Genomic DNA, 24,242 nt, shown 5'->3' with positions numbered 1-24,242 from the left:
GGATTATTGTATATGCACACTATTAAAAATACATTAGAAGAATACTCTGATAATAAATTGTATCAAAATATCAATTTAGCAAGCTATATCAAGATATCACAAAAATGGAATGATATTATGGGAGAAGTTTTATCCAAAATATGCTATCCTCTATTTTTTAGAAATGCAGTTCTTACTATTGCTGTAAGAGATAGTGTATGGGCTAATGAAATATTTATGAACAGAGCAAATATATTCAAAAACATAAAAAAAGAAACAAATATAGAAGTAGCGGAATTAAAAACTAGAATCGGAGAAATTAGTAATAAACCAGCTGAAAATTCAAATAACAAATCTGATATACGTAAAGAACCTACTAAAGAACATAAAGAATGGATGGATAAGGTAATAAAAGAAGCAAATATAAAAGATGAGAAAATGAAAGAGATGTTTTATAATATATTAAAGTATGAGGACGAAGATGATTGATGATGAGTTTATAAAAAAGAAAATTTCTGAGTACAAAGCTACAAAAAGTATAATAGCTTTGAGAGAAATTAATGAACATTTATCAAATTATATTTATAACTACCCTAGAAAAGTTTTCGGAGCTTATCATGAAAAGGCTTTGGAGTTTTATTCATATTATATTGAAAGAATAGATAATATAATACTTAAATACAATGAAACTGATGCTAAATTTATTACTTGGCTTACCTATACATTAAGAACGCATTATATTAATTTTTTAGACTTCAAAAAAAGAAAAGAAAAATACAATAAAAAAGAAATATCAATGGACGCTCCTTTATATAAGTCATTATATGAAAGAGAGGCTATTACTCTTCATGATGTGCTTTATGAAACAAAATCCTACTCTATAAATGAATATATTGAAAATTATAATGATGACGGCAATATAGAAACAATAGCTTTAAATATATTTAATTATATAGAAAAAGAGTTTAAAAGCAGAGATTCTTTAGCATTCTTTATACATAATCTTGAATTATTTATAAACTTTATCATATCGCCATTAATGAAATATTTTAATATAGATTATGAAGAAGCATATTCTATAATAGAAAAAGCAAGAGCAACATATATAAATAAATATAATGATATATTAAAACAGCAGGATAAAATAGCAAAAGTTAATGCACAGATAGAAGAAAATAATAAAAGAGGAATATTTACTGTGCATTTGGCAAGCAAAAAACAAGATTATATAAAAAAGCTGCACAAAATAAAAATAAATGTACCTTATGGGTTTATAGCAAAACTTTTAAATATTACAAGCAATACAGTAACAAAAATAATTAATAAGATTAAAACTGATTTAAAAGAAAATTTTAAAAATTTACTGTAATAATATGGGATAATATATGGATAAAAATAATTACACAGAAGAAGAAATCATAAACTATGTTAATGGAATAAAAGTTTCTGATAACTTTTTAAATATTCTTCAAACCGATGAAGAACTTCAGAGAAAAGTAAGCAGCTTAAAAAATGATTTGTTTATTATGGAAAATATAGAAGATTCAAATATGTTTATAGAATCAAAGAAAAAATCAGTTATCAGCATAAAAGATGGGATAATAGATTACATGCTTTATTTCAGCAGAATATCTCCTATGGCATCAAGAGGAGATGATAATAATAATGATATTTATGTTTATAAAAATATAGAGATAAGCAAAAGCGGCAATGAATATTTTATTAACATAAACGATATAAAAAACTGGTGTGTTATAGAGTATAACGGAGAGAAAATAGTAAATATATTCGGTCAAAAGGATAATTATTCTTCTACTTTAAAAAAAGGATTATATAACATAAAAATAGATAATGATGAATGCAGTATTAATATAGAATAAATAAAAAATTAGGACGTATAAAATAAATGAACAATATTAACAATATTTGCAAGTGGGCTAAAACAGATATAGAAATAAAATATCATAATGAAGAATGGTGCAGAATATGCCATGATGAAAATAAACTATTCGAAATGCTTATATTAGAAGGTATGCAGGCAGGTCTTAGTTGGAGATGCATATTAAATAAGCGTGAGAATATGAGAAAGGCATTTGATAATTTTGATTATAAAAAAATAGCTAAATATGACGATAAAAAAATAGAAGAGCTATTAAATAATAAAGGTATAATAAGAAATAAGAGAAAAATTAATGCTCTTATAGTAAATGCTCAAAAATTTATAGAAGTTCAAAAAGAGTATGGAAGTTTTGATAAATACATATGGTCTTTTACAAATAATAAACAAATAGATAATAAATTAGATGATGACAGTATGCTTCCTGCAAGAAATGAATTGTCTGATACTATAAGCAAAGATTTATCAAAAAAAGGATTTAAATTTGTAGGAAGTATTATTATATACAGCTACTTAGAAGCTATCGGAATAATAAATGATCATTCTGTAAACTGTGATTTTCATAAAAAAATTGAATACGGCAAATAAAAAATAAAAACTAATATTGACTAATAATGATAATAAATTAGAATAAAATAATATAACTACGGATAAAACATATGCACAAATATAATACTGCTCATTTTAAAAAATCAACTATTATTTATATTAAAGATCAAATTCCAAAAGATGTATTTTACATAATAACAAAAGGCAAAGCCATATCATATGGTACTTTTTACTACAACATAGAGTTCAAACAAGGCGACATTTTAGGATTAGTAAATATTTTATTAAATGAACCTTACTTCTTTAATGTAAAAGCAATGGAAGATGTAGAGGCTATAGAAGTGGATATAGCAGAAGTTATAAAAACAAAAAATGAGGAGTTAATTATAAAAATAGCTGAAAATTTAGATGCTTCGTTTGAAACTTGGCTTGGAAGATATTATATGCAGCTATCAAAAAACAAAGAAATTTCTCATATAAGAACAAAAGAAGAAATAATGAATATGGCAGATGTTTATAATAAAAACGGATTTAAACATATTGCATACAAACTTTATAATGAATATAGAAAACTATTTCCAGAAAATGCTGATGATGTAAAAGACAAGCTATCAGAAATAACTCCTATAGAAGAGCCGCAAAAAAATGATGATAATGTATACTATTATAAAAAAGGATATTGTTTGTATACAGAATTGGAATACACAAATAAACTTTATATTATAAAATCAGGAGAAATAGGAATATATAACATAGTAAACTTAGGGCAAGTTACAAGAGCCATTTATTCAAAAAACAGTATGATAGACGGATACAAGCCTGTTTTACAGTATCAGCCTCTTTCAACTTGTGCTGTTGCTTTAGAAGATTCTTATATAAAGGTACTAACCAAAAAAGAATTGGTAAATATTACAGAACATGATCCTGAGCTAAACCTTTACTATATAAAAATGGTGAGCGTAAAAATAAGAAATACTATATTAAAAATGATGGTTCTTAGTGTAGATGACATATTATCAAAACTGCTTATAACACTTTATTATATACTAAAAACAGAGATACTTCCAGAAGATGTTAATTCTGTGAGTTTATTATATACATTAAATGATATAAAAACTCTAATGAATATAAAAGATGTAAAACTTATAGAAAGAGAGTTAAACAGAGTAAGAGGCGTATCAGTATCATCAGACGGGTATATTAATATAACAGATATGAAAAGCCTTATAATAGAATACCGAAACTGTATAAACAGATTAAGCAGCACTCATCATCATAGTATGATGTATTTTTAAGATATTTTAATGTAATTTATAATCTTCAATATAGAACGCCCAACTAATATCAATAAAAATTATAAAATAAAATATTTTACTTTTATATCTAATTATTTTATAATATATTCATATAATTTTTCAGGAGTTTTAAATGCCAACATTAAAAACAAGCATATCAGGAATAAGAGGAATAATAGGAGATGGTTTAGATATAAGAACTATAGTAGATTATACTTCGGCATTTGCATGTCTTTTTCCAAAAAAGGCAAAAGTTTTAGTAGCAAGAGATACAAGAATAACAGGAGAATCTATATTAAATGCGGTTGCTTCTACATTAATGGCATCAGGTATCAATGTAATAGATATAGGAATAACACCTACGCCTACAGCATTATATATGGTTGAAAAACTAAAAATACATGGCGGAATAATGATATCTGCAAGCCATAATCCTATAGAATGGAACGCTTTAAAACTTATAGGTAAAGGCGGACATTTTTTAGATGAGAAAGCTGTTAATGAACTTATGAAACTTTATGAGAAAAAGGCTTCAAGATTTGTTAAAGCATTAGAAACAGGAACATATGAGAAAATAGATAATGCTATAGAAGAGCATATAAAACGTATTTTAAGATGGATAGATACTGATAAAATAAAAAAAGCTAATTTTAAAGTAGCCTGCGATTATGTTAATGGTACAGGTTTATTTGCTACTCCTCCCCTACTTAAAGCATTAGGAGTAAAAGAGGTTTCAATAAATAATGAGCTTACTGGAAAATTTGCTCATGTTGCTGAACCTTCTGCTGCTAGTATGAAGAGTTTGTCAGAGTTAGTGAAAAAAAATAAGGTTAATATAGGATTTACTCAAGACCCAGATGCTGACAGACTTGCATTAGTTCTTGATGACGGCACTATAATAAGCGAAGAGTATACTTTGGCTTTATGTGCTAAATATTTATGGCTTGTAGGAAAAGGAAATGCTGCAGTAAACTTATCTACATCAAGAATGATAGATGATTTGGCAAAAGAAAAAGGCTATTCTGTTGACCGTACTAAGATAGGAGAAATAAATGTTTCTTCTCATGTTGTAAAAAATAAATTATACTTTGGAGGCGAAGGCAATGGAGGAATAATAGTTCCTGCTGTAACTCCGGGAAGAGATTCTCTTTTGGGTATAGCATTAATATTAGAATTAATGGCTAAAACAGGAAAAACTATAACAGAGCTAGTAAATGAAATACCTAAATATGAGATAGTAAAAGAAAAACTAGAAGTATCAAAAATTGATGAAGATAATTTCTTAAAACAAATTAAAGAAGAGTACCCTAAAGCTAAAATAACATCTATTGACGGAATAAAAATAGATTTGGAAGAAGGCTGGCTTCATGTACGTTCTTCAAATACAGAGCCTATAGTACGTATTATCGCAGAAGCTAAAACTAAAAAAGAAGCTAAAGAATTAATAAATGCTGCAATGGACATGATAAAAGGTGAAAAAACTTCAAAAAAATCATCTGATAATAAGGCATCTAAATCAGTTAAAACTAAAAAAGATACTAAAACAAAAGAAGTAAAAACTAAAAAATAATATTTTATAATTAATAAATAAGACAAGGGGTATAGCTTTATCTCTTGTTTTATTTTATTAACATCTTATAAAAATATATACAAATTGATACAAAATATTAATAGTAAAAATTAACTACTTCGACTTTTAAACCAAAAAAGTCGAAAATTTTAAAGTTATGATTTTTGCTTGACAAATTTATTATATTTTGTTTTAATATATGTATATGTTTATTATGTATCTTTTATACATATAAAAAGGATAAATATGGACTTAAATCTTAAAAATAAAACAGCTATAGTAACAGGTTCCAGCAGAGGAATAGGTAAAAAAATAGCTGAAGCTTTAGCTAAAGAAGGAGCTAATATAGTAGTTACAGCTACAAATCTTGATAAGGCTTCTCAGGTTGCTGAAGAGTTAAAATCATCTTACAATATAGAAACTTTAGCATTAGAGCATGATGCAAAATCAAGCGAATCCTGCAAAGAAGTAATTGCTAAAACTATAGAAAAATTTAACTCTATAGATATACTTGTAAATAATGCGGGTATAACTAAAGATATGCTTGTTATACAAATGGACGATAGTGCTTGGAATGATGTAATATCAACAAATCTTTCAGGTGCTTTTTATATGTCAAGAGAAGCTGCTAAAACTATGTTAAGAGCTAGAAAAGGAAAAATAATTAATATATCAAGTGTTATAGGCAAAATGGGTAATGCCGGACAAGTTAATTATGCTGCTGCTAAAGCTGGTATTATTGGTATTACCAAGTCTATGGCTAAAGAGTTTGCTCCTAGAAATATATGTGTAAATGCTATAGCACCGGGATTTATTCAAACAGATATGACAGATGTACTTCCTGAAGATACAGTTAAAGGAATTATGAGTATAACTCCTTTAAAAAGATTAGGTACTCCGGAAGATGTTGCCAACTTGGTATTATTTTTAGCTTCCGATATGAGCAGCTATATTACTGGAGAAGTTATTGCCGTTGACGGCGGAATGTCAATGTAATAAATTAAAGTATATAATGTGCTTAAAACAGGCACTTTATTATAAAATTATAAATTATAAAAAATTAAGGAGATTAAAAAATGGCATTAATCGATGAAATTAAAGATGTTGTTGCTAATCAATTAAACATCTCAGACAAAAGCAAAATTACTGATACAGCTTCTTTTGTAGATGACTTAAACGCTGATTCACTTGATTTAGTAGAATTAATCATGGAATTAGAAAAACGTTATGACATCAAAATTCCTCAGGAAGATCAGGAAAAAATTAAAAATGTAGCAGATGCTGCTAAATATATCGAAGAACATAAAAAATAATTAATATATTATATTTTTCCCGTAAACAGATATGTATAAAAATCTTTTACGGGAAATTTTTTAATATATTGTAAATCATAGGAGTTTTATATATGAGTGAACGCAGAGTTGTAATTACAGGACTTGGAATAGTAAGTTCTTTAGGAAATGATGTTAAAACTTTTTGGAATAACTTACTTAATGGAGTTTCTGGAATTAAAACATTAAGTAAATATTTTGATCCAGAAAAAGAGCAGCTTATTACTAAAATCGGTGCTGAAGCTTTACCATTAGAAGGCGATTATTATTCCGATAAAAAAATGTTAAGAAGATTAGATCCTTTCATTAATTTTGGAGTATATGCAGCCTATCATGCTTTTAAACAAGCTGGTATAGAACCTAAAACAGGCTTTGATCCTCTAAGAGCAGGCTGTGTTCTTGGCAGCGGTATTGGCGGAATAACTACTCTTTTATCCAATCATAATGTTATACTTTCTGATGGTCCTAGCAGAGTTTCCCCTTTCTTTGTACCAATGCAGATAATTAATATGACACCCGGACTTATTTCTATGGAATATGGAATGAACGGTCCTAATTACAGTACTGTTACTGCCTGTGCTTCTTCAAACCACTCTATAGGTTTGGGATATAAACACATAAAAGATAATGAAGCTGATATTATGGTAGTAGGAGGTTCTGAAGCTACTATAAATCCTCTTACTATAGCAGGATTTAATAATGCCAGAGCTTTATCTACTAGAAATGATGAGCCTTCAAAAGCATCAAGACCTTTTGATAAAGGAAGAGATGGATTTGTTATTGCTGAAGGTGCTGGTATATTGATACTTGAAGAATATGAACATGCCAAAAAAAGAAATGCTAATATACTTGCTGAAGTCTGCGGTTATGGCTTTACTGCTGACGCTAATCATATTACTGCTCCTTTAGAAGACGGTGCTATGGGAGCAAGAGCTATGTCATTAGCTATTGAAAGTGCTAAAATTTCACCTGATAAAATCAGCTATGTCAATACTCATGGTACTTCTACTCCTGTAGGAGATATTGCCGAAATAAAAGCTATTAAAAAGGCTTTAGGTGAAGATAATGCTAAAAAAATAAAAATTAACTCTACTAAATCTATGACAGGTCATGCTCTAGGTGCTGCAGGCGGTATAGAGGCTATTGCTACAGTTATGAGTATGATTGAAGGAAAAGTTCACCCTACTATCAATGTAGAAGAACAAGATCCTGAATGTGATTTAGATGTTGTTGCTAATACTGCTCAGGATTACAAAATAGAATATGCTATAAGTAATTCTTTCGGTTTCGGCGGACATAATGCTTCTATAGTATTCAAAAAAATATAATAAAAAATCATAAAAATAATAAGCTCTGTTTTTAATAAACAGGGCTTTTTTATTTGCGGAAAATAAATTTAATTTCAAATACAACAATAATAATACAAATATAATTTATAGCCTATATTTAATACATATATAAAAAATATAATAATAAAAGCCATGCTTCCAATAGAAACAAGGCTTTTCATATAAACTAAATAAATATTTATTATTATTATTTATTCATTAAGTAAATATTTGTTTTCTAAAAGTTTTAAAGGCTTACTCAAATGTTTTGCTATAAATCCTACCAAAATTGCAGCTATTACAGTACCTTCCCTAACCCCTTCTAAATGACCTAAAAATATTAAAACTGTTACTAAAGAAATCATTACTAATACAACATCAAACATAATTTTTGTATTTCCAAATTTTAAAGGAAAAACTTTGCATATAGCAAGCACCACACCTTCTCCCGGAGTAGTTACAAGTTTTGCCATAATTTCTATACTAACTCCAACACCTACCAAAATTATTCCAATAAAACATAATACCCATTGCTGAAAATAATTGCTGTATGTTATATTTTTTATTAAAGATCCGCTTATATCTATCATTATACCAAATAAAATAAGTGCTGGTATTTGAAAAAGCTGAAAGGGATTATATTTTTTTCTAAGAAGAAGTATTTGTGTTAATATAAATGCAAGATTAATAAGAATCGTAGTTTCTCCTACAGAAAGACCTGATATGCAGCTTGTAACATATGGTACGCTCGAAATAGGAGAAGTACCAAGTGATGCTTTAATAGAAAAAGCTATACCTAAAGACATAATATAAAGCCCTATTAAAAGTATTATAGTTCTTTCTATAATACGCTTTTCTAAAATTTTCTTAAACATAATTAAACTCCTTTCAATGAATTACACATCTCAATCAATAGTTTTTTTAATTTTTCTTTATCTTTTTCTGATAATCTATCAGTAGCAATATTCTCAGCATCTTCAAATATTTTCTCCATATTATTTGAAACTTCTACACCCTTTTCTGTTAACGATACATAAAGAGAACGCCTGTTTCCTTCACGCTGTTTTCTCTCTATTAGACCAGATTTCTCCATACCAAGAAGTATGCTTCCTACAGTAGCAGGTTCTATTTCCAAATAATTGGCTATTGTCTTTTGGTCAGCCTCTTTAAATTTGGATAAAAAATATAATACTTTAGGCTGTCCTGATGTAAGTCCTATCTTATTTGCTTCATACATTACTTTACGAGCAAACATAGAATTGGCTTTCATAAGTAAATAATGCAGATTCTCCAATGATAAGTATCCTTATAGTAAGTATTCTTATAATAAGATAGCTTATTATACATAAAAATAAAAATAAGTCAAGCACCATATACACCATATAGGTATATTAAAAAAATAAAAAAAGGTATTGACTTTTAGTAAAGTTAGAGTATACTAATAAAACAATAAAATAAGTGAGGGAAATAAACATGTCAGTACAAGAATTAAAATCAGATAACTTTGAAGGTTCTATCAGTGGAGATAAAGCAATATTGGTTGACTTTTTTGCCGAATGGTGCGGACCTTGTAAAATGCAGACACCTATATTACATAAAATAGCAGATCAGTATTCAGATAAAATGAATTTCGGAGCTGTTAATGTTGATGAAGCAGAAGATATTGCTGCAAAATATGGTGTTCAGTCAATACCTACTTTGATAGTATTTAAAGGCGGAGAGATTGTAAAAAGAGCTGAAGGTATGAAAAATGAAGCTCAATTAAAAGAATGGTTGAAAGATTATCTATAAAATAAAAAATATACATTTTATTTTGGCCTAATTTTGTTATAAATTAGGCTTTTTTTTATTCTAAATTGATATATAATTCTACAATAATATATAATTTTGCGGGTAAGACATGTTTAAAACAAATTATACACTAATAGAAAATATATCAAATGAATTTAACATAGACAAAAATGAAATCAACTTAATCATTAAAGAACTTTTTGATAAAATATCATTATCCATTATAAACGGAAATAAATTTTATATGGATAAGCTTGGTGTAATTAGTACTGATGAAGATAAAAATATATTTTTTTCAAATGAAGATGAAAGCTTTGATGAATCTTTGGAATCAATTGATGTCAAAAGTAAAGAACTAAAAAATATTTTCTTAGAGAAATCAATATATAAAAGTATTTTCAAAAATATAAAAGATATATCAAAAAATGAGCATGTATATATAGAAAACTTCGGAACATTTTATTACAATTCAAATATCATATTTGAGCCTGATACTTACCTAGAAAATAAAGTTAAAAATACTAAAAATAATGAAATCGCTGAATATATTTTAGATGAATTAGATAATAAAATATTAAATAAAAGAATAGAAAATATCAATAATGATGAAACACTAGAAGAAGTGATAGATGAAGAAAATAATTCTATAGACGATAATATAATAGAAAATATATGGAAAAATAAAACATATAATTCTATAGATTTAAATACTATGATAAAAAATCTAAATGAAAATGAAGAAAAAACAGAGGATAATGAAAATACTGTAATAATGGAAGAAGAAAAAAATCAAGAAGAAAAAATTGACTACCCAGAAATGAAAGAATACAGCAAAGAAGAATTATTAGATATTAATAATTTTGATGAAGATTATTTAAATAAAGATGACAGCATAGAAAATGATAATAAAGAAAACAAAATTGAAAATAATAAAAAGGAAGAAAAAGAAGAAAAAACTAACTACCCAGAAATGAAAGAATACAGCAAAGAGGAATTACTTGATATTAATAACTTTGATAAAGATTATTTGTTAGAAAATGATAAAGACATGAAAGATAATGAAAATGTGATAGAGGTAATGGAAATAAAAGAAAAAAGCAAAAAAGAAGAAAATAATTATCCGGAAATGAAAGAATACAGCAAAGAGGAACTACTTGATATTAATAACTTTGATAAAAATGATTTAAATGATTTAAACGAGAAGAATATAATAAAAAATACTATATCTAATAAAAATATAGAAAAAGAATTATTAAATATTAAAAATACTAAGGAATTGGATAATAAGAAAATGAAGAAACGAAAAGAAAACTTTGAATTGTTAAAAAGCATATTAAAAGTAGCATTCATAATAATATTTATACTAATAGTTGGTGTGTTTATATCTATTTATTATGGAAGCAATAGAACTGTAGCAAGCAATAATGTAGAAAATCAAAAATTATACGATGTTGTTAATACATTTTTTAATTCAATGAACGCAGCAAGTTTATCATATATAACATCAAAAGATATGTATTATTGGGATATAGCAAAATATTTATACGGAGATGCTACTTACTGGCCTTTATTATACTCATACAATAATGATAAATACAAAATAAACAATGTTATAAAGAAAGGAAGCAGTATTTCATATAGAAATATTCCAGATTTTTATTCTTATAAAGAAATTAAAAATTTGGATAATACACTATCAAAAAGCTATATGTTACTCTACCCTATACTTATAAATGATAGAAAGCTGAAACATGCATTATGGGCTTTGAAATTATCTGCATATTATGATTTGAATGTATTTAAAAATAATGCTGATATGATTCCAGAGAATACTTATAATAATATTGTAAAAGAAAGCAGCAGCATAAAAATTACTTATGATGAGTTTATAAGGTATGGACAATTAAATGAAAATATATTATTATCATTTATAGATATAATTAAAGAAAAATTAGGAATATCAAAATGAAAGTTGTAACTACTGAAGATTTAATAAATATAGATAAAAAAACCACAGAAAAGATTCCTTCTATACTTCTTATGGAACATGTAGCAAGCGAGATTTTTTATCTGCTATTAAAAAGGCATAGAAAACTATTATACACAAAAACTGTATATATTTTTTCATCAGTTGGTGGAAATGGCGGAGACGGACTTGCAATAGCAAGATATTTGATAAATAATGGGTATGATGTAAGCATATATATTACAGGTAATCTTGACAGAGTTAATAAAGATACTTATGCCAATTTTAACATATTAAAATCTATGAATGTAGATATAAGTTATTTAGGAAGTGAAGACGATGTTTTATCTGCTTTAGAAAATATAGAAAAAAAATCAATAGTATTAGATGCACTTTTTGGTACTGGAGGCAACAGACCTTTAGAAGGCATACAAAAAACTCTTGTAGATAATCTAAATAAATTAGACGTTCTTAGAATAGCTATAGATATACCTTCTGGACTTACTTCAAAAATAAATGATTATGACAATATACATACTTGCTTTAAAGCTCATGAAACTTATACTGTATGCTTTGCTAAAGATATATTTTTCTTATATAGAACAAGAGAATATATAGGAAAATTATTTATGATAAAATCAATATTTCCGGAAAATATATTAAAAAACTTCGGATATAAAGCTAAATTAATAGACTATAATGAAAAAATCAATTTAAATAGAAATGCTTTTTTCAGCAAAAGAGAACAGGGAATGCTTGCTGTAATAGCTGGAAGTGATGAGTATATAGGAGCTGCTGTTTTATCTGTACATGCTGCTTACAGACTTGGAGTTGGATATATAAGACTTTATGTACCTAAAGGAATATTAAAGAATATAAGAGAGGCTGTTATGTCTTCTATGCCTGAAATTGTTATTATAGGTGTAGGAGAAGATAATCAAAGATGCTTCACAGAAAATGATATAGAAATAGTTAATGATATAAATAAAAGCAATGCATGCATAATAGGTTCAGGACTTGGAAGAAATATGTCTGCTGAAGTTTTTGTAAACAGCATACTCAAACAAATAAATATACCGACTGTTATAGATGCTGATGCTTTATATTTGATGTTTGAAAGCACACTTAATGAACTTAACAGTAATTTTGTATTAACACCTCATATATATGAATTTGAGAAATTAACACATATAAATCATATAGAAGCATTAGAAAATCCGTATGAGGCTTTATTAAAATGCAGGCAGATGACAAATGCTTCTATAATATTAAAAGATGCTGTAAGTTTTTTAATGTATGAAAATGATATATATATAAACTATAACCCTAAACCATCTATGGGAAAAGCTGGAATGGGAGATGTATTTGCTGGATTTCTTGGAGCATTACTTGCAAGAAAGCTTAATATACTAGATGCTTCTAAACTTGCATTAATAATACAGGCAAAATCTTTTAATATACTATCTAAAAAATTTGGAAATGACTATATTCAGCCGAAAGATTTAGCCGATGTATCATATAAAATATTAAAAAGGATATAAAAAAGTTGTCAAGAGAAGTTTATGACCCTAAAAAACCGGAATTAGAATTCTATAATAACAGGCAGGTTAAACCTCCAACCCCCAAAAGAGAAGTAAGTATATTTGCTAAAAGATGGTTTATGTTTTTATATGGTGCTTTTCTTACACTGCTTGTAGTATTTTTTCTTCTATACAAAAAAGGTTTTTTTAATGATATGCCATACTTTAGTGCATTAAAAACAAATATACCTATAGAAGTAAAAATAAATAATGTAGAGTTTTATGAAAATGAAGCTGTTCTTGCTACAATAGAAGTAAAAAATTCTAATTATACAAATTCTATAAATATAGAAAATCTAACTGCAACTCTATCACTATATAAAAATAAGAAACTAATATTTACAGGAAATGATTCATTCTATAATATAAGATTTCCTCTAGGTCAGAGAATAGGATTTAAAATGAGTTTCGATAAAAATTATTGGAAAGAGGCAAATAATCTTGAAGTTATATTATATTTAGACAACAATCTAATCACAACTAACAATATAGATATAAGAAGACTTAAAAGATAATATTATAGATAAGGCATTTTTATATATTAAAGTATAATATTTTATAGACTGAATCTCAACGAAGAAGATATCTCATATTTGTTTTGTGTACCTGTATTATTTACTAATATAAAATGTCAGATATATGTGATATTTATTAGCCAAGCTGCAATTTTGTACTTGTGTATATTTGTATTATTACAATAATAGACTTGTTTCAAAACTAATTTTATTTATTATTGTTAAGACTAGTACACAATTTTTTTGTACGCTGTCTCCCCCATATGCGGTATAGAAAAAAGATGGCACTATGCAGGCTATATACAAGTGAAAGAGTGAATATTTATATATAAAATCACTATAAATAAAAATTATGGTATGTACTTTTAATATTAAGCGTATAAAAATACAAGTTTAGTCACTTCTAATATTAATAAGTTTAAGCCTTTTTACCTGCCGTATAAATACATCATAGCAGTAAGCACAGCACCGCCCAAATTTCTAGCCTTATCAGAAATGGTAAAGCAATTATCATATTCGGATTTTCTAGGATCAATATCCGCTATTTTTAAGCCCCTATGCACTTTAAAACCATCTCTTATAATGCCTCTCAAAAGACCATCAAAAGCAGCAAGCACTTCTATTTTTTCATTATTTTTGTTTATGTATGCTATAACCTCTTTTTCTCTTACAAAATCGCCGATATTTTTTATATTTTCAATAATACCATCAGCACTTGCATGTATTACCCTTTCAGCCTCTTTACCACCAATGTTGCCCGGTATTCCAGTATTTGGTATAGCCTCACCTTTGGTATACATTCTTCCAAGATTATGCCCTCGCATAGTTTCTATAACAATATCGCAGTCTTTTTCAGCAGTAAATCCAGGACCTAATGCTATAGTATATTTTGCCATAGATTTATTAGTGCCAAGATTTTTTTTAGCTATTATAGCATCAATTAAAAATGTAGGTTTTACATGATTTAATATTTCACAATTAGGATCAATAAGAATAGGTATCTTACTATAATTTCTATATGCAACTATATTAAGGGCTTCTTCATAGCTTTTTACTAAAACAGCTTCAATATCTTCAACTCTGCTTTTGCCATCATAAACAGCTTCAGATAATGCCGCCTTTCTTCTAATTGAAGAGGGGCATTGTGTTTCTAATAATATAATCTTAAAATGAGCCTTATATAAAGAATACACAATACCAGTAGCTAAATCTCCAGCACCTCTTATAATTACAAGTTCATCATTAAACAAACTCATAAAAAAATAAATTATTTTGAATAAGGAGTATTTTTAAGCGGAAGTTCTGTTTGGAACTCACCATTAAATTTGTAATATGCCAAAGCAACAGCAGGAGCAGTAGGTATACTAGAAATCTCACCTATACCAGTAGCCCCATAACCATAAGGTACACCCGGTTTTTCTATAATAATAGATTCAACATCAGGAGTTTTATCAGCTCTAAATAAACCTAAAGTACCAAATTTTACTTTAGGCACGCAATTTTCAAGCGGGAATTTTTCTGTAAGAGCATAACCTAAAGACATTACAACACCGCCTTCAATTTGACCTTCCAAAGCTATAGGGTTAATAGCCTTTCCTATATCATGAGCTGCAACTATTTTTTGTATAGTACCATCATCATTAAGTATACAAACCTGAGTAGCATAACTATAAGCAACATGCGAAATAGGATGCGGTTTATCAACGCCCATTTTATCAGTTATAGTAAGCCATTCACCATAAAACTCTTTACCTTCCAAATCTTTTAAAGTTTTTCCTTTATCAAGCTCTTTTTTAAGATCCTCACAAGCCCTTTTACAAGCCTCACCTGTTATAAGAGTTTGTCTTGAACCTGAAGTAGTACCAGAGTCTGGAGAGGTAGCCGTATTAGGCTGATGAACTATTATTTTATCATCATCTAAATCAAGAGTTTCTCCTGCTATCTGATAAAGCACAGTAGCAATACCCTGACCTATACAAGAAGCCGCAGAATATACATGTACTTTTTCATCTTCTACAACCAAACGAACTCTTCCAGTATCTGGAAGTCCAACACCTACACCAGAGTTTTTCAAAGCACAAGCTATACCTACATTTTTATTATTATAATATATATCTTTAACCGCCTCTAATGTTTCTACAAGTCCAGTAGCTTCATCAGCTATTTGATAATTAGGAAGTACCTGACCCGGACGTATAGCATTTCTATATCTTATCTCCCAAGGATCTAATCCGCACATTTCAGCAAGCAGGTTTATATTCATTTCAGTAGCAAAGCAAGACTGAGGCACTCCAAATCCTCTGAAAGGTCCAGTAGGAGGATTATTAGTATAGAAAGATTTACCGTCTATATCTATAACCTGATAATTATAAGGACCAGCAGCATGAGTACAGGCTCTTTGAAGTACAGGACCAGATAAAGAAGCATAAGCCCCAGCATCAGTAATTAAAGTAGCTTTCATAGCAGTAAGTATACCGTTTTCATCACAGGCAGTAGTCATATCTATACTCATAGGGTGACGTTTTGGGTGCCAATTAATACTTTCCTGTCTTGTAAGTTTGAACTTAACAGGTCTTTTTGTTCTGTATGCCATTATAGCAGCATAATGCTGAACACTCATATCTTCCTTACCGCCGAAACCGCCGCCTACATATTTATTTTCTACTACAACCTTATCCGGCTCTATTCCCAAAGCCATAGAAACTTCTCTTTTAGTATCATAAACACTTTGATCGCTCGAATATATAAATACACCGTCATTAAAAGGCATAGCAACAGCAACTTCAGCTTCCATAAAAGCATGCTCTGTCCAAGGAAGCTCATAATGCCTTGTAACTTTATATTTTGATTTTGCTATTACCTCGTCAGCATTTCCTTTAACTAATCTTTCATGAGTAAGAAGATTGCTTTCTCTCTCTTCATGAACTAAAGGAGCATCTGCTTTCATAGCCTCTTCTGGATTTCTTACCAAAGGAAGTTCTTCATATTCTACTTTTACTAAATCTCTAGCTTTTTTTGCAGTGTTTTCATCTTCAGCAACAATCAAAGCTAGTCCGTCAGCTATAAATCTTGTAGTCTCACCCTCGCCTATAAGCACGTCCCAGTCATGGAAAATATGACCTATTTTTTTAGCCCCCGGCAAATCTTTAGCAGTAATAACATCAACTACACCTTTTAAAGCCTTTGCTTCGCTTGTATCTATTTTTAATATTTTAGCTCTAGGATATTTAGTTCTAACAGCAACACCATAAAGCATACCTTCTATTTCAACATCATCACAGTATTCACCAGTACCTAAGGCTTTTTCTTTAGCGTCTATTCTTGCAATATTTCTGTCGCCTAATTTTACCTTTCCTTTGTAGTCTTTAACATCAATATTTTCTCTTATCATTTTAGCTGCTAATTCTACAGCATCAATAATTTTTTTATATCCGGTACATCTGCAAATATTATTTTTTATAGCAGCAACTATTTCAAGTCTAGTAGGATTATTATTTTTATCTATTAAGCCTTTAGCACATATAACCATACCCGGTATACAGAATCCGCATTGAACAGCACCAGCAACTGCAAAAGCATGAGAATATACATCTTTTTCTCTTTGAGTAAAACCTTCTATAGTTTGTACACTTTTTCCCTGAAGTCTTCCTATAGTTTGTATACATGCTTTAGTTGGCTTTCCATCTATTAAAACAGTACAAGTTCCGCATGCTCCTTCAGAACAGCCGTCTTTTACAGATTTGCACTTGCAGTCATTTCTAAGAACATCCATTAATTTTCTGTCAGAGTCAAAGCTCATCTCTTTGCCATTAATGATAATATTAACGCTCTCACCCATATAAAATTGCCTCCCATTTTTATAATAATTAATGAAAATAAACATAACAATGGAGATTTATATTCCCCACTGTTATGCTATTATATAATAATAAAAACCCAAAAATTATTTCAATATAAGATATTTATAGTTATTAAATACACTATCGACTATACTATAAACTCCATTAAAGTTTTTAGAACATCCAGCTTTATATGCTTCTTCTTTTCCGTCTATTCTAAGTTTAGCATTACCTTCTTTATCTAGGAATAAGAAACCGTCATTTTTAGAGTTTTTCATATCATCTGCAGTGGCAAATAATGTAAACTTATCTTTATAAGGAGCAGAACTATAAGGACAGAATGTTTCGCAGTTTCCGCATTCATTACACATATAGTCAACATGTATAATCTGTGATATTTTAGCTCCGCCTTCTACTTTAACTGATATATTCGCTCTATTAGGACAAACCTCAGCACAGCTTTCACATATATAGTCGCAGGTTAAACATCTGCTAGCTTCAGGGTCTTTTGATACTTCTTTTAGATTACCTTTTTTACTGTAAGAAATCTCTTCAGTAGAAACAGAAAGCAAATCAGGAGCAACTACTTTTCCTAATACAGCCTCAGCAATAACTTTAGCATCTCTTATAGCTTCAACTATAGTAGCAGCTCCGTAAAGTCCGTCTCCAGCGATATAAACATTTTTGAGAGATGATTCATTATTAGCATTGCATTTTGGTCTTCCTCTGTCATCAACTTCTATGCCATTAGATTTATAAAACTCAGATTCAATCTGCTCGCCTATAGAAGCTATAACGGTACTTGCAGGAACTTCTACTGTTTCGCTAGTTTCAACAACATTTCTTCTGCCTTTTTCATCATAGTCTGATAATTCCATTTTCTTACATAAAAGTTTTCCATTTTCTATTTTTACAGGTGCAAGTAATTCCATAAACTCAACGCCGTCCTCTAAAGCCTCTTTTAACTCTTCTTCTAATGCCGGCATATATCTTTTAGTTCTTCTATAAACTAATCTAACATTTTTAACACCTTTATTTTTCTTAGCAGCACGGGCAGCGTCCATAGCAGTATTACCGCCTCCTATAATTACTACATCTTCTCCTAAATCTACATTACCGTTAGTTTTATTGAACTCTTCTAAGAATTTAAGTGCATTTATAGACTGACCAGCCTCAAGCTTCAAAGGCATGTTTTTATGAGCACCTATACAAACAACTGTATAATCATAATTTTTAGCAAACTCTTTTATATCTTTTATCTCTTTTCCAAGTTCAAATTTTACGCCCATTTGCGTGCATAAACTTACATCATTTCCAATCTCTTCAGCACTTATTCTAAAATTAGGTATAATATTAGCAACAACTCCTCCAGCTTTTTCTCTCTTATCAAATACTGTAACTTCTACCCCAGCACGAGCCAAGAAAAATGCTGCAGAAAGTCCAGCAGGTCCAGCACCTATAATACCAGCTTTTTTTCCTATAGGAGCAGCAGGTTTTAAAGTGGATATAACATTTTTATAACCAGCTCTAGCAGCCTCTAATTTGCATGCTCTTATACTTACAGGCTCTTCATAGAATTGTCTTGTACAAGTATCCATACAAGTATGAGGACATAATATACCAGTAGCAAAAGGCATAGCATTTTTTTCTATAATTACTTTGAAAGATTCATCATATTTGCCTTCAGAATTAAGTCTTATATATGTTGTAAGGTCTTGATGTATAGGACAAGTTTCCATACAAGGTGCTGTATAACAGTCTACCAAAGGAACTTTTTTCTTAATTTTTCTGCTTGCAAGAGGTTTAATTGGTTTTGTATGATGTTTATCTTTTTTACTTGCCTCAACTATTTTTTCAGCTTTAGAAACATCTATTTTTGTAAATGGTTTATATTCTTTAAGATTTTTAGCTATTTGCTCAGTTCTTTGATAACCGCCTGTTTTTAATAAAGTAGTAGCAATAGTTACAGGCCAAATTCCTGCATCTATAACATCATTAATATTGAAATAATCGCATCCGCCGGAGTATGATATTCTTAAATTTCCGTCAAAATCCTTACTCAATCTTGAAGCTACTGTCATAGAAAGAGGGAATAATGATTTACCAGACATATACATCTCTTCAGAAGGAAGTTCTTTCTGCTTAACATCTACTGGGAATGTATTGGTGATTTTTACTCCGAATAAAAGAGAATTATCAGAAGCTAATTTTTGAAGTCTTTGAAGCATTGGAACTGCATCGCTATACTGTAAATCATCTTTAAAGTGAAAATCTGTAAATGATATATAGTCATAACCCATATCATCTAATGTTTTTCTAGCATATTCATAACCTAAAAGTGTAGGATTGCATTTAACAAATGTATTCAATTTTTTTTCTGTGATTAAATAAGAAGCGATTTTTTCTATTTCAGTAGGAGGACATCCATGAAGAGTAGACAAAGTAACAGAATTACATACATCAGCATTAATTTTATCAATATCTTCTTTTTTGAAGTTTTGAAATCTGTCAATATTATCATTGAGCCACTTTATACATTCTTTGAATATAGGAGTATTAGAAGCGTCTTTTAATCCTTCAATAAACTTGTCTATCTTTTCTAGTTTAATACCTTCATAATCATAACCAACAGACATATTAAACTGAAAGCCGTCCATATCTCCTAAATCCCATTCTTTAGCTATAACTTTTAAAGCCACCCAAGCTTTAACATACTCATCAAAAGCCTGAGGTACATAAAGCTCTGTTGACCATTCGCAGTTATAACATTCATCATTGGCAGCTATACAAGGTTTTGCAACGCATTTACTTAATTCTTCTCCGTCCATTTTCTGTACTGTTTTAAGCTCAAAGAATCTGCTTCCAGTATAGTATGCAGCTATTATATTTTGTGCTAACTGAGTATGAGGTCCTGCAGCAGGTCCTATGGGAGTTTCTAATTTTCTTCCAAAAATTTCATAATATTTAGATTTATCAGCTTTAAACGCTCTTGAAATACCAAATACTTTACCCGTCTTTTTCTCTTCCAAAACCCAATTCATAAGATTTCCAAAAGGAATAGGTGTCATTACATCACTCATTATATAATTCCTCCAAATAATTATTACTGTTATTTATTTTACTTCATACTTACATACATAATACCAAATAATGAACATAATACATATATCCATTATTTGGTATAATTCATAAAGAGTCTATTATTAATTATTTATTGATTTGTTTCCAAAGTTTATCAGATTCTTCTTTTATTTTGGCATAAGCTGCTTCTTCATCAATTTTTGTAAGTTTTCTGTCTCTCATTAATACCTCTCCGTTACAAACAGTAGTATTAACATGTCCTCCATTCATACCAAATAATATATGCCCGTTGATATTTTTGTCGCTTAACTCTGTATAGTTTTTATAATCCATTATAATAACATCAGCAGCTGCACCTTCTTTTAATACACCAAGAGGAGTTTCAAAATAACGGTTAGCTATTTTAGCATTATTTTCAAAAAGCATTTGAGGTATTTCTCCCCAAGCAGCATTAGGATTGCAAAGACTATGTTTATGAAGAACATTAGCTACCTTGTATGATTCTGTCATATCATGAGTATATCCGTCAGTACCCAAACCTGTTAATATACCTTTTTTCATTAATTCCATAGTAGGAGGACATCCGCAGGCATTACCCATATTAGATTCTGGATTATGAGAAGTCATAGTATCAGTATCTTTTATTAAATCCATTTCATGAGGATTAATATATATACAATGTACAAGTATAGTTTTCGGACCTAAAACTTTGAAATCATAAAGTCTGTCAACTATTCTTTTGCCATGATCTTTAAGACAGGCATGCAAATCTTCTATACCTTCAGCAACATGTATATGACAGCCTATGCCTTCAGGTAAATCTTTCATACATGCTTCCATAGTTTTGTCAGAAATAGTAAAAGAGGCATGCATACCCATCATAGCTTTAATCATATCAGTTTTATCAGCCATAGCATGCTTAATAAAGTCAAGATTTTCTTTAACAGAAGCCTTAGACTTAGCATCTCCGTCCCTATCAGAAACCTCGTAACATAAACAAGAACGCACACCCATAATTTTGGCAGCTTCTTCTATAGCAAATAAAGAACCTTCTATATGTCCGAAACTTGCATGATGGTCAAATACTGTAGTAACACCATTTTTTATTGATTCTATGTAGGTAGCCATAGCACTTTGTTTTGTCTGCTCTAAAGTAAGATTTCGGTCTATAGTCCACCACATTCCGTCTAATATTTCTAAAAAACCTTTAGGATTATAGCCATTAATACTGAAGCCTCTAGCCATAGCAGAGTAAATATGTTCATGCACATTTATAAATGCCGGCATAATAACGCCGCCTTTAGCATCTATATACTCAGCATCTTTATATTTAGCCTTCAAATCAGAAGTTTTTCCCACTTCTTTAATTAATCTTCCATCACAAAGAACAGCACCGTCTTCTAAAAACGGCATGTTATTATCTCTTGTGATTAACTTTCCGCCTCCTATTAATAGCATAAGCTGCCTCCTAAAATTATATATTTTAATGAAATTATTTTTTTCTATATATTTTAATAGGATATTAAAAAAAGTACATTTGTCAACGAATTTTCAAAAAAAATTTAGATTTTTCCTTGAAAATCTAAAAAAAAGTTAGTATACTATAAACGTATCTATTGATGATTTAATTAACCATAAAAAATATATTTTAGGATATTTATGAGCTCTAATATAATACTTGAAACATTGATAAGTGTAGCACATGGTATAGCAAGACAATTTGGAAATAACTGCGAAGTGTGTATACGTGAACTAAAAGAAGATGATTTGGATCACACTATAGTTTTTATTATTAACGGAGGAATCACTGGAAGAAAGACGGGGGAAGGTGCTTCAAATGTTGTAATAAATACTATAGAAAAATTAAAAAAAGGAGAACCTATAGTAGATCATTTATCATATCTTACCAAATCTTCAAACGGAAAAATATTAAAGTCTTCAACAGTATTTATAAAAGATATGAATGGAAAGTATAAATATATACTGTCTATAAATTTTGATATAACTAATTTAATGCCTTTTAAAAGCGATTTAGAAAGTCTTTTGAATACAGAAGACAAATCAAAATTAGAAGAGATACCAAATAGTGCTCAGGAACTTATGGAAAAACTCATAATAAAAAGTGAAGAGTTAATAGGAAAACCTGCTAGTATAATGAACAAAGAAGAGAAAATAAGAGCTATAAAGTTTTTGAATAATTCTGGAGTATTTTTAATAACAAAATCAGGAGATAAAGTATCAAATCATTTTGGAATAAGTAAATTCACTCTATATAATTATATAGATTCAAAAAAGGAGGATATAAATGAGTGAGCTTAAATGGGCTGAAAATAAGATGCCTAAAACAGATGATAAAAATTTACCAATAATGTCTATTGAGGAAGTAAAAAAAGCAAAGGCATTTCATCAAAGTTTCCCTCAATACACACAAACACCATTATCAGAATTAAAAGAAATGGCTAAATATTTGGGTTTAAGAACTGTAAAAGTAAAAGACGAATCATACAGATTTGGTCTTAATGCCTTTAAAGTATTGGGCGGTTCTTACTCTATGGCTAAATACATAGCACAAAAAATGGGAAAAGATGTAAGCGAGTTTACCTATGATGTACTTACTTCTCAAAAATTAAAAGATGAATTCGGTCAGGCTACATTCTTCTCTGCTACAGACGGCAATCATGGAAGAGGCGTTGCTTGGGCTGCAAATAAATTAGGACAAAAATCAGTAATTTTTATGCCTAAAGGCTCAACAGAAACTAGATTAAAAAATATTCAGGCAGAAGGGGCTACCGCTACAATAGAAGAATACAACTATGATGAATGCGTTAGAAAAGCTGCTGCCGAAGCTGCTAAAGTTCCAAACGGTGTAGTTGTACAGGATACTGCTTGGGAAGGCTATGAAGAAATACCTGCTTGGATTATGCAAGGCTACGGCACTATGGCATTAGAAGCTGATGAACAGTTTGGAGAAAGACCTACACATGTATTCGTACAGGCTGGTGTTGGTTCTTTGGCTGGTGCTATGGTTGGATATTTCTCTAACAAATATAAAGATAATCCTCCTATAATGGTTATAGTTGAAGCTGAAGCTGCTGCTTGTTTATATAAGGGTGCTGAAGCTGGAGACGGTAAAATAAGAATAGTAGAAGGTGATTTAAATACTATTATGGCTGGACTTGCATGCGGTGAGCCTAATATTACTTCTTGGGACATACTAAAAAATCATGCTAACTGCTTTATAGCTGCTGAAGATATAGTTGCTGCAAGAGGCATGAGAATGCTTGCTGCTCCATTAAAAGGAGATCCTCAGGTTGTATCTGGTGAGTCTGGTGCTGCTCCTTTCGGTACTTTGGCTACTATTATGCTTAAAGATGAATATGCTGAGTTAAGAAAACAATTAAAACTTGATTCTAATTCCAAAGTATTATTATTCAGCACTGAAGGTGATACTGATCCTATAAGATGGAAAAACATTGTTTGGGAAGCTAAAGATAGATAATTAAATTAAATTAAATTGTAAA

At 29.4% G+C, this 24,242-nt stretch carries 21 protein-coding genes; 15 read left to right on the top strand and 6 right to left on the bottom strand.

Annotated elements, in window-relative coordinates; all coding sequences use genetic code 11:
• Positions 1-12 precede the first annotated feature (12 nt).
• The 9 genes from BMUR_RS13380 (at position 13) to fabF (ending at position 7,949) form a co-directional block, all read left to right on the top strand.
• On the top strand, positions 13-468 hold the full coding sequence (locus BMUR_RS13380) for a DUF721 domain-containing protein (RefSeq protein ID WP_013115077.1): 456 nt from the start codon (positions 13-15) through the stop codon (positions 466-468).
• Positions 461-1,348: a sigma-70 family RNA polymerase sigma factor gene (locus BMUR_RS13375; protein WP_013115076.1), complete on the top strand. Its 888-nt coding sequence runs from the start codon at positions 461-463 to the stop codon at positions 1,346-1,348. Before BMUR_RS13380 ends, BMUR_RS13375 begins: the two co-directional genes overlap by 8 nt.
• Before the next feature lie 16 nt (positions 1,349-1,364).
• On the top strand, positions 1,365-1,859 hold the full coding sequence (locus BMUR_RS13370; protein WP_013115075.1) for a hypothetical protein: 495 nt from the start codon (positions 1,365-1,367) through the stop codon (positions 1,857-1,859).
• Positions 1,860-1,894: 35 nt separating this feature from the next.
• Positions 1,895-2,464 carry a DNA-3-methyladenine glycosylase I gene (locus BMUR_RS13365; RefSeq protein ID WP_104618813.1) on the top strand — a complete coding sequence of 190 codons (570 nt, stop codon included), beginning with the start codon at positions 1,895-1,897 and terminating at the stop codon, positions 2,462-2,464.
• 71 nt (positions 2,465-2,535) lie between these two features.
• Positions 2,536-3,720 (top strand): cyclic nucleotide-binding domain-containing protein, encoded by a 1,185-nt coding sequence (locus BMUR_RS13360; protein ID WP_013115073.1) that lies wholly within the window; start codon positions 2,536-2,538, stop codon positions 3,718-3,720.
• 133 nt (positions 3,721-3,853) lie between these two features.
• The gene (glmM, locus tag BMUR_RS13355) at positions 3,854-5,290 is read left to right on the top strand and encodes a phosphoglucosamine mutase (RefSeq protein ID WP_013115072.1); all 1,437 of its coding nucleotides are present in this window, start codon (positions 3,854-3,856) and stop codon (positions 5,288-5,290) included.
• Positions 5,291-5,536: 246 nt separating this feature from the next.
• On the top strand, positions 5,537-6,286 hold the full coding sequence (gene fabG, locus BMUR_RS13350) for a 3-oxoacyl-[acyl-carrier-protein] reductase (RefSeq protein WP_013115071.1): 750 nt from the start codon (positions 5,537-5,539) through the stop codon (positions 6,284-6,286).
• An 80-nt stretch (positions 6,287-6,366) separates the two neighbouring features.
• Positions 6,367-6,603 carry an acyl carrier protein gene (acpP, locus tag BMUR_RS13345; protein ID WP_013115070.1) on the top strand — a complete coding sequence of 79 codons (237 nt, stop codon included), beginning with the start codon at positions 6,367-6,369 and terminating at the stop codon, positions 6,601-6,603.
• Positions 6,604-6,695: 92 nt separating this feature from the next.
• Positions 6,696-7,949 (top strand): beta-ketoacyl-ACP synthase II, encoded by a 1,254-nt coding sequence (gene fabF, locus BMUR_RS13340; protein ID WP_013115069.1) that lies wholly within the window; start codon positions 6,696-6,698, stop codon positions 7,947-7,949.
• 212 nt (positions 7,950-8,161) lie between these two features.
• Here fabF and BMUR_RS13335 read toward each other — a convergent pair whose 3' ends face one another.
• Together BMUR_RS13335 and BMUR_RS13330 are read right to left on the bottom strand one after the other, a co-directional pair.
• Positions 8,162-8,824: a YczE/YyaS/YitT family protein gene (locus BMUR_RS13335; RefSeq protein WP_013115068.1), complete on the bottom strand. Its 663-nt coding sequence runs from the start codon at positions 8,822-8,824 to the stop codon at positions 8,162-8,164.
• A gap of 2 nt (positions 8,825-8,826) precedes the next feature.
• On the bottom strand, positions 8,827-9,219 hold the full coding sequence (locus BMUR_RS13330) for a MarR family winged helix-turn-helix transcriptional regulator (protein WP_041750018.1): 393 nt from the start codon (positions 9,217-9,219) through the stop codon (positions 8,827-8,829).
• 203 nt (positions 9,220-9,422) lie between these two features.
• Between BMUR_RS13330 and trxA the strand changes: the two genes are divergently transcribed.
• From trxA to BMUR_RS13310, 4 genes are all read left to right on the top strand, one after another.
• A complete protein-coding gene (gene trxA, locus BMUR_RS13325; RefSeq protein WP_013115066.1) occupies positions 9,423-9,740 on the top strand; it encodes a thioredoxin in 318 nt (105 codons plus the stop codon).
• Positions 9,741-9,849: 109 nt separating this feature from the next.
• Positions 9,850-11,709 carry a hypothetical protein gene (locus tag BMUR_RS14380; protein WP_013115065.1) on the top strand — a complete coding sequence of 620 codons (1,860 nt, stop codon included), beginning with the start codon at positions 9,850-9,852 and terminating at the stop codon, positions 11,707-11,709.
• The gene (locus BMUR_RS13315; protein ID WP_013115064.1) at positions 11,706-13,247 is read left to right on the top strand and encodes an NAD(P)H-hydrate dehydratase; all 1,542 of its coding nucleotides are present in this window, start codon (positions 11,706-11,708) and stop codon (positions 13,245-13,247) included. The genes BMUR_RS14380 and BMUR_RS13315 overlap by 4 nt, the downstream gene beginning before the upstream one ends.
• 5 nt (positions 13,248-13,252) lie before the next feature.
• Positions 13,253-13,801, top strand: a complete 549-nt coding sequence (locus BMUR_RS13310; RefSeq protein ID WP_013115063.1) for a hypothetical protein — start codon at positions 13,253-13,255, stop codon at positions 13,799-13,801.
• Positions 13,802-14,229: 428 nt separating this feature from the next.
• Here BMUR_RS13310 and yqeB read toward each other — a convergent pair whose 3' ends face one another.
• The 4 genes from yqeB to ssnA all read right to left on the bottom strand — a co-directional run bounded on the left by yqeB (position 14,230) and on the right by ssnA (position 22,179).
• The gene (yqeB, locus tag BMUR_RS13305) at positions 14,230-15,057 is read right to left on the bottom strand and encodes a selenium-dependent molybdenum cofactor biosynthesis protein YqeB (protein ID WP_013115062.1); all 828 of its coding nucleotides are present in this window, start codon (positions 15,055-15,057) and stop codon (positions 14,230-14,232) included.
• Between the two features lie 11 nt (positions 15,058-15,068).
• Complete coding sequence (xdh, locus tag BMUR_RS13300; RefSeq protein ID WP_013115061.1) at positions 15,069-17,639, bottom strand: selenium-dependent xanthine dehydrogenase; 2,571 nt, start codon at positions 17,637-17,639, stop codon at positions 15,069-15,071.
• Positions 17,640-17,744: 105 nt separating this feature from the next.
• Positions 17,745-20,720 (bottom strand): putative selenate reductase subunit YgfK, encoded by a 2,976-nt coding sequence (gene ygfK / locus BMUR_RS13295; RefSeq protein WP_013115060.1) that lies wholly within the window; start codon positions 20,718-20,720, stop codon positions 17,745-17,747.
• 127 nt (positions 20,721-20,847) lie between these two features.
• Complete coding sequence (ssnA, locus tag BMUR_RS13290) at positions 20,848-22,179, bottom strand: putative aminohydrolase SsnA (protein ID WP_013115059.1); 1,332 nt, start codon at positions 22,177-22,179, stop codon at positions 20,848-20,850.
• Between the two features lie 201 nt (positions 22,180-22,380).
• Here ssnA and BMUR_RS13285 point away from each other — a divergent pair, with 201 nt between their 5' ends.
• Both BMUR_RS13285 and dpaL read left to right on the top strand, forming a co-directional pair.
• A complete protein-coding gene (locus BMUR_RS13285; RefSeq protein ID WP_013115058.1) occupies positions 22,381-23,034 on the top strand; it encodes a helix-turn-helix transcriptional regulator in 654 nt (217 codons plus the stop codon).
• Positions 23,027-24,220 (top strand): diaminopropionate ammonia-lyase, encoded by a 1,194-nt coding sequence (gene dpaL, locus BMUR_RS13280; protein WP_013115057.1) that lies wholly within the window; start codon positions 23,027-23,029, stop codon positions 24,218-24,220. The genes BMUR_RS13285 and dpaL overlap by 8 nt, the downstream gene beginning before the upstream one ends.
• Positions 24,221-24,242: the final 22 nt, after the last annotated feature.

The organism is Brachyspira murdochii DSM 12563 (assembly GCF_000092845.1).
Classification (GTDB): domain Bacteria; phylum Spirochaetota; class Brachyspiria; order Brachyspirales; family Brachyspiraceae; genus Brachyspira; species Brachyspira murdochii.
The sequence above is the reverse complement of the archived record's forward strand: the minus strand, read 5'-3'. Positions and strand labels throughout refer to the sequence as shown.

Bases quoted from the DNA above. Each gene is read 5' to 3' on its own strand.
- dpaL (WP_013115057.1), top strand. From the start codon at position 23,027: ATGAGTGAGCTTAAATGGGCTGAAAATAAGATGCCTAAAACAGATGAT.
- BMUR_RS13375 (WP_013115076.1), top strand. From the start codon at position 461: ATGATTGATGATGAGTTTATAAAAAAGAAAATTTCTGAGTACAAAGCT.
- ygfK (WP_013115060.1), bottom strand. From the start codon at position 20,720: ATGAGTGATGTAATGACACCTATTCCTTTTGGAAATCTTATGAATTGG.
- ssnA (WP_013115059.1), bottom strand. From the start codon at position 22,179: ATGCTATTAATAGGAGGCGGAAAGTTAATCACAAGAGATAATAACATG.
- xdh (WP_013115061.1), bottom strand. From the start codon at position 17,639: ATGGGTGAGAGCGTTAATATTATCATTAATGGCAAAGAGATGAGCTTT.
- BMUR_RS13380 (WP_013115077.1), top strand. From the start codon at position 13: ATGCACACTATTAAAAATACATTAGAAGAATACTCTGATAATAAATTG.
- BMUR_RS13330 (WP_041750018.1), bottom strand. From the start codon at position 9,219: ATGAAAGCCAATTCTATGTTTGCTCGTAAAGTAATGTATGAAGCAAAT.
- fabG (WP_013115071.1), top strand. From the start codon at position 5,537: ATGGACTTAAATCTTAAAAATAAAACAGCTATAGTAACAGGTTCCAGC.
- fabF (WP_013115069.1), top strand. From the start codon at position 6,696: ATGAGTGAACGCAGAGTTGTAATTACAGGACTTGGAATAGTAAGTTCT.
- BMUR_RS13360 (WP_013115073.1), top strand. From the start codon at position 2,536: ATGCACAAATATAATACTGCTCATTTTAAAAAATCAACTATTATTTAT.
- acpP (WP_013115070.1), top strand. From the start codon at position 6,367: ATGGCATTAATCGATGAAATTAAAGATGTTGTTGCTAATCAATTAAAC.
- yqeB (WP_013115062.1), bottom strand. From the start codon at position 15,057: ATGAGTTTGTTTAATGATGAACTTGTAATTATAAGAGGTGCTGGAGAT.
- glmM (WP_013115072.1), top strand. From the start codon at position 3,854: ATGCCAACATTAAAAACAAGCATATCAGGAATAAGAGGAATAATAGGA.
- trxA (WP_013115066.1), top strand. From the start codon at position 9,423: ATGTCAGTACAAGAATTAAAATCAGATAACTTTGAAGGTTCTATCAGT.
- BMUR_RS13370 (WP_013115075.1), top strand. From the start codon at position 1,365: ATGGATAAAAATAATTACACAGAAGAAGAAATCATAAACTATGTTAAT.
- BMUR_RS13285 (WP_013115058.1), top strand. From the start codon at position 22,381: ATGAGCTCTAATATAATACTTGAAACATTGATAAGTGTAGCACATGGT.
- BMUR_RS13315 (WP_013115064.1), top strand. From the start codon at position 11,706: ATGAAAGTTGTAACTACTGAAGATTTAATAAATATAGATAAAAAAACC.
- BMUR_RS13335 (WP_013115068.1), bottom strand. From the start codon at position 8,824: ATGTTTAAGAAAATTTTAGAAAAGCGTATTATAGAAAGAACTATAATA.
- BMUR_RS14380 (WP_013115065.1), top strand. From the start codon at position 9,850: ATGTTTAAAACAAATTATACACTAATAGAAAATATATCAAATGAATTT.